This window comes from Bacillus sp. JNUCC-21 (assembly GCF_041222765.1).
Lineage (GTDB): Bacteria > Bacillota > Bacilli > Bacillales > Bacillaceae > Bacillus > Bacillus velezensis.
This window is the reverse complement of sequence record NZ_CP166019.1, coordinates 1,359,015-1,370,812: the sequence shown is the minus strand read 5'-3', so window position 1 is coordinate 1,370,812 and position 11,798 is coordinate 1,359,015. Positions and strand designations below refer to the sequence as shown.

General features: G+C 45.4%; 11 protein-coding genes and 1 riboswitch. Of the genes, 4 read left to right on the top strand and 7 right to left on the bottom strand.

Going from position 1 to position 11,798, the window contains the following annotated elements; translation table 11 throughout:
* Window positions 1-430 precede the first annotated feature (430 nt).
* The 6 genes from queF to JNUCC21_RS07225 all read right to left on the bottom strand — a co-directional run bounded on the left by queF (window position 431) and on the right by JNUCC21_RS07225 (window position 5,276).
* A complete protein-coding gene (gene queF, locus JNUCC21_RS07250; protein WP_003154673.1) occupies window positions 431-925 on the bottom strand; it encodes a preQ(1) synthase in 495 nt (164 codons plus the stop codon).
* Between the two features lie 17 nt (window positions 926-942).
* Window positions 943-1,674 (bottom strand): 7-carboxy-7-deazaguanine synthase QueE, encoded by a 732-nt coding sequence (queE, locus tag JNUCC21_RS07245; RefSeq protein WP_003154676.1) that lies wholly within the window; start codon window positions 1,672-1,674, stop codon window positions 943-945.
* Complete coding sequence (gene queD / locus JNUCC21_RS07240; RefSeq protein ID WP_007408455.1) at window positions 1,667-2,110, bottom strand: 6-carboxytetrahydropterin synthase QueD; 444 nt, start codon at window positions 2,108-2,110, stop codon at window positions 1,667-1,669. The genes queE and queD overlap by 8 nt, the downstream gene beginning before the upstream one ends.
* The gene (gene queC / locus JNUCC21_RS07235; protein ID WP_003154679.1) at window positions 2,111-2,770 is read right to left on the bottom strand and encodes a 7-cyano-7-deazaguanine synthase QueC; all 660 of its coding nucleotides are present in this window, start codon (window positions 2,768-2,770) and stop codon (window positions 2,111-2,113) included. It lies immediately after the preceding gene.
* Window positions 2,771-2,866: 96 nt separating this feature from the next.
* A riboswitch (PreQ1 riboswitch) is annotated at window positions 2,867-2,911 on the bottom strand.
* 108 nt (window positions 2,912-3,019) lie between these two features.
* Complete coding sequence (locus JNUCC21_RS07230) at window positions 3,020-4,141, bottom strand: hypothetical protein (protein WP_076424027.1); 1,122 nt, start codon at window positions 4,139-4,141, stop codon at window positions 3,020-3,022.
* Window positions 4,142-4,238: 97 nt separating this feature from the next.
* Window positions 4,239-5,276 (bottom strand): membrane protein, encoded by a 1,038-nt coding sequence (locus JNUCC21_RS07225; RefSeq protein WP_012117417.1) that lies wholly within the window; start codon window positions 5,274-5,276, stop codon window positions 4,239-4,241.
* A 403-nt stretch (window positions 5,277-5,679) separates the two neighbouring features.
* On the opposite strand from JNUCC21_RS07225, the gene clpE reads away from it, so the two are divergent.
* The 3 genes from clpE (at window position 5,680) to motB (ending at window position 9,518) form a co-directional block, all read left to right on the top strand.
* On the top strand, window positions 5,680-7,776 hold the full coding sequence (gene clpE / locus JNUCC21_RS07220; protein WP_108654842.1) for an ATP-dependent protease ATP-binding subunit ClpE: 2,097 nt from the start codon (window positions 5,680-5,682) through the stop codon (window positions 7,774-7,776).
* A 169-nt stretch (window positions 7,777-7,945) separates the two neighbouring features.
* The gene (gene motA / locus JNUCC21_RS07215) at window positions 7,946-8,761 is read left to right on the top strand and encodes a flagellar motor stator protein MotA (RefSeq protein ID WP_007408461.1); all 816 of its coding nucleotides are present in this window, start codon (window positions 7,946-7,948) and stop codon (window positions 8,759-8,761) included.
* Entirely contained in the window at window positions 8,733-9,518 is a 786-nt protein-coding gene (gene motB, locus JNUCC21_RS07210) for a flagellar motor protein MotB (RefSeq protein ID WP_003154685.1), read from the top strand. The genes motA and motB overlap by 29 nt, the downstream gene beginning before the upstream one ends.
* Window positions 9,519-9,553: 35 nt before the next feature.
* Here the strand turns inward: motB and JNUCC21_RS07205 are convergent, their stop codons facing one another.
* A complete protein-coding gene (locus tag JNUCC21_RS07205; RefSeq protein ID WP_007408463.1) occupies window positions 9,554-10,000 on the bottom strand; it encodes a MarR family winged helix-turn-helix transcriptional regulator in 447 nt (148 codons plus the stop codon).
* 198 nt (window positions 10,001-10,198) lie between these two features.
* On the opposite strand from JNUCC21_RS07205, the gene JNUCC21_RS07200 reads away from it, so the two are divergent.
* Window positions 10,199-11,716, top strand: a complete 1,518-nt coding sequence (locus JNUCC21_RS07200; RefSeq protein WP_046559543.1) for an ATP-binding protein — start codon at window positions 10,199-10,201, stop codon at window positions 11,714-11,716.
* Window positions 11,717-11,798 lie beyond the last annotated feature (82 nt).

Genomic DNA, 11,798 nt, shown 5'->3' with positions numbered 1-11,798 from the left:
TCAGAAATAAATGAGATATTCAATTTTGAAAGTGAAGTTCTAATCAGAAGTGGCATGGGCGGAGAACTTTGATGAAATTCAAAAAAGAGCTGTTTCAAATGTTAAAGAGAAGGTTCGAAACTTAGACAAAAAATAAATGAAGATATTGATAATAATATTTAATGCCTATGATCTCTAGATAGGCATTTTTTCTTTTGGGATAAAAAAGAAAAGACGTACAAATTGTACGCCTTAATCTGCTTCTGTACTATCAATTTTTCACTGCATAAAAGTCACAGTTCAGGTTGCACCAGGTCACACTTTTATTGAGCTTAGTGCGGATCACACTTCGCTGTGACTCGGTCACAATTCCGCTGAAAATTAGCACTGAGTGTTCGGATTTTACTGTGACTCCACTTCGTTTCACACTCCGTATCACACAACGGAATAATTACCGATTATCAATCGTCTCCGGGTACATATCATGATTCATCATCCGATGTTCGGCCATTTTTTCATATTTTGTTCCCGGTCTGCCGTAGTTTGTATACGGGTCAATCGAGATTCCGCCTCTTGGCGTGAATTTGCCCCATACTTCAATGTAGCGGGGGTCCATTAATTCGATCAGATCATTCATGATGATGTTCATGCAGTCCTCGTGGAAATCTCCGTGGTTGCGGAAGCTGAAAAGATACAGCTTCAGCGATTTGCTTTCCACCATTTTTTCGTCCGGAATATAGCTGATGTAGATGGTTGCAAAATCCGGCTGTCCCGTTTTCGGGCAAAGCGACGTAAATTCCGGGCAGTTGAATTTAACGAAATAATCACGGTTCACGTGTTTATTCGGAAATGATTCCAAAACCTCCGGCGCATATTCAAATAAATAGTTTGTCCCTTGATTCCCCAGGAGCGTAACTCCTTCTAATTCTGATTCTTTTCTTGTCATATAAATCTCCCTTTCTATTAAACTCCCCGTTTATTGCCCCAAAGCAATGTATGCAGCTGAGGCAGGACTCTGACGAGATTCAGATCCGAATCGGCTGAAACCTTATCAACGAGTGTTTCGTATTTTCCGAGCAGATGTGCGATCAATGCCCGGTCGTCCGTCGTATGGACGTTATCGTTTCCGACCTGAAGATAAAACGGAATATTCGGATACCGCTTGTGCACGGTTTTCGCGAATTGCAGATCTTCATCATTAAAAATGACGACCTTTAAGCTGACCGCGTTAAGCCTTTCTGCCGCATCAAGCGAAGACACAATGTGATCGAGCTTTGCAAAATCGGTTGTCATCCCCGAACTTGGCGGCTTCGGTGAAATCGTCAGGTCGTTAATCATTGTGAACCAATCCTGATAGACCGTTCCCTGCGTTTCTAAAGCGGCGCGCACCCCGTGCTCTTTCAGCAGCAGAATCAGCGCGTCAAGCTGCTTTAACAGTGCCGGGTTTCCTCCTGAGATGGTGACATGGGAAAAAGCGTCTCCGCCGATTTCTCTCAGCTCGCGGTAAATGTCTTCCGCCGTCATCCAGCGGATATCTTTTTTGGCTGAGCCGTCCCATGTAAAAGCGGAGTCGCACCAGCTGCAGGAGTAGTCGCAGCCCGCCGTGCGGACGAACATGGTTTTCTGGCCGATAACCATGCCCTCCCCTTGTATCGTCGGTCCGAAAATTTCTAATACCGGAATTCCTTTAGCCATTCCTATCACCTTTTTTCGGGCGGTATACGCAATAGCTTGTCGGGGTTTCCCTGACAAAAATCTGCACGCAGACCGGCTGATTCTCCAGTGTTTCGAGGTAGGACTGCACCTTATCGTAAATCGTTTTGGCCACGACCTCGGTCGTCGGCAGTGAATATCTGTCATCATCAGCAGAAAACTCGTCATGGTCATTCAGCAATGTATGGTCATAAGCGCCGTGCACCAATTTCTTCAGCACGCTGAAATTCACGAGAAAGCCTGAATCGTCCAGTTCATCCCCCGCAACTGTAATATTTACTGTATACGTGTGCCCGTGGACTCTGCTGCACGCTCCGGCGCTTTCGCGGGGAATAAAGTGCGCGGCTGAGATGTGCATGTCCTTATTCAACTCAAACGAATAAGGATGCTGAACCTGCGGGTAAATTTGAGAAAGCAATTAGTTTCGCTCTCCTTTCATTTTCATATATTCATCATATCCTTTATTGCGGAGCAGGCATGCCGGGCATTCGCCGCATCCGTCCGCAATGATGCCGTTATAGCAAGTCAGTGTGTTATTCTTTACAAAATCAAGCGCGCCGAGCTCATCCGCAAGTTTCCACGTTTCTGCTTTGTTCAGCCACATAAGCGGCGTATGAATGACGAACGGCTTTTCCATCGCCAGGTTGACGGTGACATTGCAGGATTTGACGAACTCGTCACGGCAGTCCGGGTAGCCGCTGAAATCAGTCTCGCAAACACCGGTGATAATGTGGCGCGCGCCAATTTGATATGCAAGAATCGATGCAAAGGATAAAAATACAAGGTTGCGTCCCGGCACAAAGGTTGTCGGCAGTTCCCCGTCCTTCGCTTCAATTTCGATATCATCTCTTGTCAGCGCATTCGGCGCGAGCTGATTTAAAAGAGACATATCAAGCAAGTGATTTTTGACACCGAGCTTTTCGGCAATCGATTTTGCCACATCGATTTCTTCTTGGTGACGCTGATTATAATGGAATGTAACGGTTTCCACTTCTTCGAAATTTTGCAAAGCCCATAATAAACAAGTCGTGCTGTCTTGGCCTCCGCTGAACACCACAACTGCTTTTTCTTTTTTCATGTCTTTCTCTCCCTTATCTATCATTCCATAAAAAAAGCGCCTTTTTCGGAGAAGGCGCCCTAAAAAACATAAAAAAACCGTATCCAAGGATACAGCTCGTCCTTAGTTTTTTATAGAGGGTGTAGCTAGAACCTCTCCCGCATCAATACGGATTTTCTTCTTTTTTCACTTTTGCTATCATACCATAATGTTGTTTCCCGTGACAATAAAAAAACAGCCTGAACCCTGTGTCAGGCTGCAAAATCGGGTTTAAGCCCCGCGTTTTTTCCCCGGAAATACCATCAGCGCAATCCCGATCAGAACAAATAAAGCAGGCCAGAAAACAGAAACCGGAATGATCGGCTGATTCGTCATCATAAAGCAAAGTGCTGTCAAGGTCAGCACCGCAACCGGGATGAGCAGCGCCTTCTGTTTCCCGCCGAACAGCCACAGCTCAAATAAACCGAATGCCGTTGCCAACAGGTAAACAGGCCATGTCACACCGGAGTAGGACCAATTGGTTGCCGTTTCAAAGACAAACAAGATCCCCGTAATCAATAAGATGCCGCCCGGTACGAGAAGTCCCGCGTTTTTGACAGGTTTCGGGCCGAAAATCGGAATGTGAAAAGCGGCGCCCAGCAAAAGAATGAGAGCGGGCCAGCCGCGTTCGCTGATGACTTCATTTGCATTGGTGAATATGCCGAAAATGCCCGCGGCGCACAGAACCGCCGCAGCAGTCAAAAGCCCTCTTTGCCTTCTGCCGAACAGCCAGGCTTCAAACAGGCCGAACGCAACGGCAAAGAGGTAGACAGGCGATGTCACATTTGCGTATGTCCAATCCGTCAGCGTTTCAAACCATAACAAGCAACCCGTCACAAGCAAAATGCCGCCCGGAATAAGAAGGCCCGATCTTTTTTTCGGCTGCATAAAGGCAACGGCGTGAAACAAAAGCGCGGCTGCGATGATCAAAAGCGGCCACAGCCCCGTCATCAGCATACCGGCAAAGCATAGTGCTCCCACGGCTGTCAGGATGAAAGCAGGAATCAATACACCTAACTTCCTCCCGCCGAAATACCACAGCTCAAACAGACCGAGAGCAGGCGCCCATATATAAACAGGCCACGTCACGCCTGAATACGTCCATCCCGTTGCCGTTTCAAAACAAAACAGGCAGCCCAGCACAAAAAACATACCGCCCGGAACGAGCAGTTCCGCCTGTTCAGGCGTTTTTTTCGCAAAAATAAATCCGGCGTGAAACCCTGCGGACATTATAATGAAAAGAAACGGCCACGCCGAACCTGCGGATATATGAATAACTCCCGCCCTCTGTAAAAAAAACGCAATGCCGATACAAATAAAAATAAATCCCAATAATACACGTCGAGCTTTCATCTCTTACTCCTCCCCATCATTTCCCAATTCATTATACAGAAATGTCAGGAAAAAAGAAGGGGAATTCCCAAAAAATACAGACATTTTCCTTATATCCTTATTTTTCTTTCGGGATTTTTTTGCAAATCAATGCGCCGATGAAAGCGAGGCTCACATACCCAAACACCGGATAAACGGTGGAAATCAGCTGTCCGTAGCCGATTTGGCTGATAATGAAAGCAAACGCCAAAATGCCGCCGTAAATATATGTACTTTTTATATGAAGAAAACTGTTTAATTGTTTTTCCAATCCGTATAAATTGCCGATGACCGACGTAAACACTTCCCCGAAAATAATAAACAAATAAATGATATGAAGCGAACGCGAATACGAATAGACGACTTGAGCCATCGGAATGTCAAACTCCAGCACATCCGGCAGCACCGATAATGATAAAAAGCTCGCGGCAAGCACCAGTGTCAACAGAACGCCGCCAAAATAAGCCCCCCTTCTGATCACCTTCTCTGAAGACATTTCATTCGCAAGCGGCACAAGGACGGCTTGGGCGAGCGATAAATTTAACGCGCCGTAAGAGACGGCGGACAAAAGCCAATTCCACTTGTCAGGCCATACCCATTCGTCCGCGTTTCTCGTGCTTGTAAATACAAATGAATCTGCTGTCACGATAAAAGAGAAGGAAATTAAAAGCGGCACAACCAATATATTGACGCCGAACACACCTTTAACGCCGCTTGTCATGACGGCAAAGCTCAGTACGATCGTCAAAAGGATCCCCGCTTGTGCGGACCAGCCAAGCTGTTCATGAAACAGCGCTCCCGCTCCGGACAGCATGACAGAGGTCACTCCCAGCAATATAAACATCATAAACATATTAACGGCGCGGCCGATGGACTTGCCAAATAAATATGTGTTCAATTCCTGATAAGATGCTGCATGAATCCGTTTGGAAATGATCATGATTTTGGCGCCTAAATATGTAAACATCAGACCGCTTACCACGATACCGAACAGACCGATCCAGCCAAACTTCAGAAAAAACTCAACGATTTCCCGTCCCGTGGCAAAACCGGCTCCTACAACCGTGCCTACGTATACAAATGCAAGCTGACTTGCAGAACCTTTTGTTTGTCCCATTTCACCCTCCGGCTAAGCGCAGATTTGTCCAGGCCTTTATATATGCTTATGAGACAAGTCGCCCGAAAAGACGAACAAATCGTCCTTCCCCGGAGAAAACAGATTCAGCTCTCTCCTCTAAGCAAAAAAATATTGAAAGAAAAAAAGGGCCGGCGTATACTCTTCATCAAGAAAGGTCAAAGCATTTCATTTCCTTTCTGACTATATTGGTCAAAAATAATCAAACCTCACAAATATCACTTATCATGCTGTAAACATTTATTTTTCGGGGTTTGGAACAAAACACTTGAAAGTCAAAGAAGGTCAGAGTATACTATTAATCAAAGAAGGTCAAAGTTAAGACCTTATTTTCTAATCCATTTGGTCAAAGATGATCAAACATTTTTCGAGGAGGTTTTGGCAAATGCGTTGTCAACATTGTCAGAAAAACGAGGCGACGATTCGCCTGAACATGCAAGTCAATTCCATTCAAAAACAATTCGTTTTATGTGAAACATGTTATACAGAATTAACCCGAAAACCGTCTATGAGCATGGGGCCGCAATCATTCGGATTCCCGTTTGAGCAAGGTTTCGCTCCCAATCAAAATAAACAGCAGGCCGGCTCTGAAAAAGGCCTGCTCGACGAGCTCGCTCAAAACGTCACAAACGGCGCAAAAGCAGGTCTGATTGACCCTGTGATCGGCCGCGATCATGAAGTGGCGCGCGTAATTGAAATTTTGAACCGCCGGAATAAAAACAATCCGGTGCTGATCGGTGAGCCGGGCGTCGGTAAAACGGCTATTGCAGAAGGCCTCGCGCTTAAAATCGCTGAAGGCGATGTGCCGAACAAATTGAAAAACAAAGAGCTTTACCTGCTTGACGTCGCTTCTCTCGTCGCCAATACAGGGATCAGAGGCCAGTTTGAAGAAAGAATGAAACAATTAATGAACGAATTAAAAGAACGGAAAAACGTCATCTTGTTCATTGACGAGATTCACCTTCTTGTAGGCGCCGGCTCTGCCGAGGGTTCAATGGATGCCGGGAACATCCTGAAACCGGCGCTTGCCAGAGGCGAGCTGCAGGTCATCGGGGCGACAACGCTGAAAGAGTACCGCCAGATTGAAAAAGATGCGGCGCTTGAAAGACGCTTCCAGCCTGTCATGGTTCACGAGCCTACAATAGAACAAGCCATCAGCATTCTGGAAGGCATTAAAGATAAATATGAGAAATACCACGGCGTCACATTCAGCAATGAAGCGATAAACGCCTGTGTTACGCTTTCATCCCGTTACATTCAGGACCGCCACCTGCCGGATAAAGCGATCGACTTATTAGATGAAGCCGGCTCTAAGGCGAACCTGGAGCTTGATACCGTAAATGAAGAAGATGCGGCTGAGAGACTCAAAGCAATTGACGCGGAGAAAACAAAAGCGCTTCATGAAGAAAATTATGAGCTTGCCGCGAAACTGCGTGATGAAGAAGCGGCGTTGGAAAAGCAGCTGGCACAAGAAGCTCCGGCCTCTTCACCTAAAATCGGGGCGGAGCATATTCAAGCCATCATTGAACAGAAAACAGGCATTCCGGTCGGAAAACTCCAGGCTGATGAACAAGTCAAAATGAAGGAACTTGAAGAGCATCTTCATCAGCGCGTCATCGGTCAGGAAAAAGCCGTGAAAAAAGTGGCGAAAGCGGTCAGACGAAGCCGCGCCGGCTTAAAATCCAAAAACAGACCTGTCGGCTCCTTCCTCTTTGTCGGACCGACCGGAGTCGGAAAAACCGAGTTATCAAAGACACTCGCAGATGAACTGTTCGGTACAAAAGATTCCATTATCCGTCTCGATATGAGTGAATACATGGAAAAACACGCCGTATCAAAAATCATCGGTTCACCGCCGGGATATGTCGGACACGATGAAGCCGGTCAATTAACGGAAAAAGTGCGCCGCAATCCGTACAGCATCGTGCTGCTCGATGAGATTGAAAAAGCCCACCCTGATGTCCAGCATATGTTTCTGCAGATTATGGAGGACGGCCGTCTGACAGACAGCCAGGGCAGAACGGTCAGCTTCAAAGATACCGTTTTGATTATGACAAGCAACGCTGGAACCGGCGAAAAACAGGTGAAAGTCGGATTCCAATCTGAAGAGAGCGTCCTGGAAGAACAAACGCTGATTGATTCACTGAGCGCGTTCTTCAAACCGGAGTTTTTAAACCGGTTTGACAGCATCATTGAATTCCAATCCCTGAAAAAAGAACATCTCGTGAAAATCGTCAGCCTGCTTCTCACAGAGCTTGAAGACACATTAAAAGAGCGCGGCATCAGCCTGAACGTCACCGATGATGCGAAAGAAAAAATCGCTGAAATCGGCTACCACCCAGCTTTCGGAGCACGCCCGCTCAGAAGAACCATCCAAGAATTGATCGAGGACGAAATGACAGATCTCTTATTGGATAACAACGATATAAAAGCCTTCCATGTCGTAATGGAAGAGGACGGCATCAAAGTCCGGGCACAATAAGAAAAAAGCGGTTCCCTCCTCGCGGGGAGCCGCTTTTTTGTTTCTTTATCCATGTCAGAAGGGAGAAACTGTGAAGAATTCGGGAACAATTTCTCAATCACCCTAAAGTTCCATGCACTGCCACCGATATTAACCATAGAAAGCTAGTATAAAGGATTTGGTGAAAACTATGGATAAAACATCGATTATCGGTATCATCCTCGCCTTGATTGCTTTAAGCGTGGGCATGGTGCTGAAAGGGGTCAGCTTAAGCGCACTCGCTAACCCGGCAGCTATTCTGATTATTTTGTTCGGTACGATTTCTGCGGTGATCATCGCATTCCCCGGAAAAGAAATCAAAAAAGTGCCTGCCCTTTTTAAAGTGCTGTTTAAAGAAAACAAACAGCTGACAATTGCGCAATTAATTCCTATGTTCTCTCAATGGGCGCAAATCGCCAGACGTGAAGGTCTGCTTGCATTGGAAGCAAGCATTGAAGACGTGGATGACGCATTTTTGAAAAACGGCCTGAGTATGGCGGTTGACGGACAAAGCGCAGAATTTATCAGAGATATTATGACTGAGGAAGTTGAAGCGATGGAAGACAGACACCAGGCCGGCGCAGCCATCTTTACACAAGCCGGCACATATGCGCCGACACTCGGCGTTTTGGGTGCGGTCATCGGCCTTATCGCGGCTCTTTCCAACATGAACAATACCGAGGCGCTCGGACATGCCATCAGTGCGGCTTTTGTCGCCACCCTTCTCGGGATTTTCACAGGATATGTACTATGGCATCCCTTCGCCAACAAACTGAAACGCAAATCAAAGCAGGAAGTCAAACTGCGTGAAATCATGATCGAAGGCGTTCTGTCAGTGCTTGAAGGACAGGCCCCGAAAGTGATCGAACAAAAACTTCTCATGTATCTTCCTGCGAATGAACGCGCAAAAGTCGCTGAACAAGAAGGAGAGGCAAACAATGGCGAGAAAAAAGAAGAAGAAGCATGATGACGAGCATGTGGATGAGTCTTGGCTGATCCCGTACGCGGATTTGCTCACCCTTCTTTTGGCTCTGTTCATTGTATTGTTCGCCATGAGCTCGGTCGATGCGGCGAAATTCCAAATGCTGTCTAAATCATTTAACGCCGTGTTTACCGGAGGCACGGGTGTTCTTGAATATTCAAGCGTCACCCCTCCTGAAAACGAAAAAGACGGCGTTGATCAGTTAAAAAAAGACAAGGAAAAAGATAAAGAACAGAAAAAGAAAGAAAGAGAAGCAGCCGACCGCGAAGAACTTGAAGGCGTGCAAAAGCAAGTCAATCAATTTATAAAAAATAAAAAGCTTGAAACTCAGCTGGAAACAAAGCTGACTAAAGAAGGACTCTTAATTACCATTAAAGACAGTATCTTTTTTGATTCCGGACGGGCGGATATCCGTCAGGAAGATATTCCGCTTGCCAAGGAAATCTCGAATCTCCTTGTGCTGAATCCGCCAAGGAACATTATTATCAGCGGACATACGGACAATGTACCGATTAAAAACTCACAATATCAATCTAACTGGCATTTAAGCGTCATGCGGGCCGTCAACTTCATGGCTATTCTCACGGAAAACCCGAAACTTGACGCAAAAGTATTCAGCGCCAAAGGTTTCGGAGAGTATAAACCGGCCGTGTCGAACAAAACCGCCGAAGGGCGCAGCAAAAACAGGCGCGTCGAGGTATTGATACAGCCTAGAAACGCCGCGACTGACCAAAATCAGTAATATAAAAAAGGAAGCCTTTCAAATGGCTTCCTTTTTTATTTCTGATGAAAATGTTTAGCGTTTAACCCCACTCTTTTCAGCATTTCCGTACACATTTCTATCTCTTCATCACTCAACACACTGATCATTTCTTTAATTTCGTCAGCATGATCAGGGAAAATATCGTCCAAAAGACGGATTCCCTTTTCGGAAATCTGTGCGAAAGTCACTCTTCTGTCAGTCGGCGAGGCTTTTCTGATGAGAAGTTCTTTTTTCTCTAATTTGTCAACAACGTATGTAATACTTCCGCTCGCTAATAAAATTTTGTCGCCGATCTGCTGAAGCGGCTGGTTGCCTTTGTGGTACAGCAGCTCAAGCACCGCAAATTCCGTCGGGTTCAGGCCGTGCTTATGAATATGTTTATTCATATGGTCGTTAATAGATCGGTACGCACGTGACAGTACAATAAATAATTTCAATGAGTTTTCTGTTTTATCCGTCATACATTCAATCATCCTTTTACAAAAGAAACCGTTACAGAGAAACATTAATAAACAAAATGAAAAATGTCAACAAAAATGTTTCCAAAATTTCTCTTCTTTTTGTCTGACCTTAATAAAATAATTTGTTTTTCTATCATTTTGGTTATTTTTTCTTATTAAAGAAGTATAAAAATGATATAATACCTCTATTCAAGTGTAATGTTGGAGCGATGCAGAGTGAATACATTTAAAGGTGCCCGGGGAAAGATCAAGCTTTATCTCATATTGGTGATCATCCCGGCACTTATTATCAGCTTTTTCATTTATGAAAAAGAAAAGCAGAAAATAGCCGATAAACACATACAGGAAGCCAGTATGATGCTCAACCTTCACCGCAATAAGCTCAATTATTTAATCGGTGAAACAAAAGCACGGATGACAACACTTGCGATCGCTGTCGATAAGCCTGTCAATGAAGAAAAGATCATTGACATTCTCGATCAGGCTTTTGAGGATGAACCCAGATTCAGCGGTCTGTATATGCTGAATTCCAAAGGTGATGTCATCGCAAGCACGACTGATCTGAAATCAAAGGTGAATTTGGCCGACAGACCGTATTTTACGAAGGCGAAAAAGACGAAAAAAACGGTCATCACAAATGACTACTCCAGCAGAATTACAGGCCAGCGCATCTTCACGATCTGCGTGCCGGTGTTAGACGCAAAACGGGAAGTCACGGATTATTTAGTAGCCGCCATACAAGTCGATTATTTGAGAAATATGATCAATATGCTGAGCCCTGACGTTTATGTCAAGGCAACCAATCAGAATAAAGTGATATTTGCCAGCGGACGGGCTGATCAATCAGAAGGTGTGAAACCGGTCAGCGGCTATCTGGATGATATTAATTGGAATATCAATGTTTATCCGAAACCGGTTGAGCTGAATGAGCTGACCAAAAGCGTGCTGCTGCCGATGTCCAGTATTGCCGTGCTGCTGAATATTCTGTTCATCCTCGTTCAATATTATTTGCTTAAGCGCAAGACCCAGCTGGAGCGCGCTCAAAATGAAGCGCAGAAATTGGAGCTGATCGGAACGCTTGCCGCCAGCACCGCCCATGAAATCCGCAACCCGCTTACAGGGATCAGCGGCTTCATTCAGCTTTTGCAGAAAAAATACAAATCGGAGGAAGATCAGCTGTATTTCTCAATTATTGAGCAGGAGATTAAACGGATCAATCAGATTGTCAGTGAGTTTTTAGTGCTTGGAAAACCCACTGCTGAACGGTTGGAAGTGAACTCGCTGCAGGATATTCTTGATGAGATTATGCCGATTATTTATTCTGAAGGGAATCTATACAATGTGGAAGTGAATGTGGAGATTCTCGTCAATCGGCCGCTCAAGGTCAACTGCACGAAAGACCATATTAAACAGGTGATTTTAAATGTCGCGAAAAACGCGCTGGAATCCATGCAGGAAGGCGGCCGGCTGTCCATCTATTTAGAAGCCCGCGATCATAAAGCAGTCATTAAGGTGGCCGACAACGGAATGGGCATTTCTGAAGATATGCTTGAGCACATTTTTCTTCCGTTTGTAACGTCAAAGGAAAAAGGCACCGGCCTCGGCCTTGTCGTATGTAAACGAATCATGCTGATGTACGGCGGTTCGATTGACATTCAAAGCGAAGTCGATAAGGGCACAGAGGTCACCATTACCCTCCCTGCCGCTTCTCGATGAAAAAAAACACCCTGGATCGGGGTGTTTTTTATTTAAAGAAGAGTATGTGTAAGAGGATATACGAGAGGAACGGCATCATAGC

Bases quoted from the DNA above. Each gene is read 5' to 3' on its own strand.
- queF (WP_003154673.1), bottom strand. From the start codon at position 925: ATGACAAGAAAAGAATCAGAATTAGAAGGAGTTACGCTCCTGGGGAAT.
- queE (WP_003154676.1), bottom strand. From the start codon at position 1,674: ATGGCTAAAGGAATTCCGGTATTAGAAATTTTCGGACCGACGATACAA.
- queC (WP_003154679.1), bottom strand. From the start codon at position 2,770: ATGAAAAAAGAAAAAGCAGTTGTGGTGTTCAGCGGAGGCCAAGACAGC.
- JNUCC21_RS07230 (WP_076424027.1), bottom strand. From the start codon at position 4,141: ATGAAAGCTCGACGTGTATTATTGGGATTTATTTTTATTTGTATCGGC.
- JNUCC21_RS07225 (WP_012117417.1), bottom strand. From the start codon at position 5,276: ATGGGACAAACAAAAGGTTCTGCAAGTCAGCTTGCATTTGTATACGTA.
- clpE (WP_108654842.1), top strand. From the start codon at position 5,680: ATGCGTTGTCAACATTGTCAGAAAAACGAGGCGACGATTCGCCTGAAC.
- motA (WP_007408461.1), top strand. From the start codon at position 7,946: ATGGATAAAACATCGATTATCGGTATCATCCTCGCCTTGATTGCTTTA.
- motB (WP_003154685.1), top strand. From the start codon at position 8,733: ATGGCGAGAAAAAAGAAGAAGAAGCATGATGACGAGCATGTGGATGAG.
- JNUCC21_RS07205 (WP_007408463.1), bottom strand. From the start codon at position 10,000: ATGACGGATAAAACAGAAAACTCATTGAAATTATTTATTGTACTGTCA.
- JNUCC21_RS07200 (WP_046559543.1), top strand. From the start codon at position 10,199: ATGTTGGAGCGATGCAGAGTGAATACATTTAAAGGTGCCCGGGGAAAG.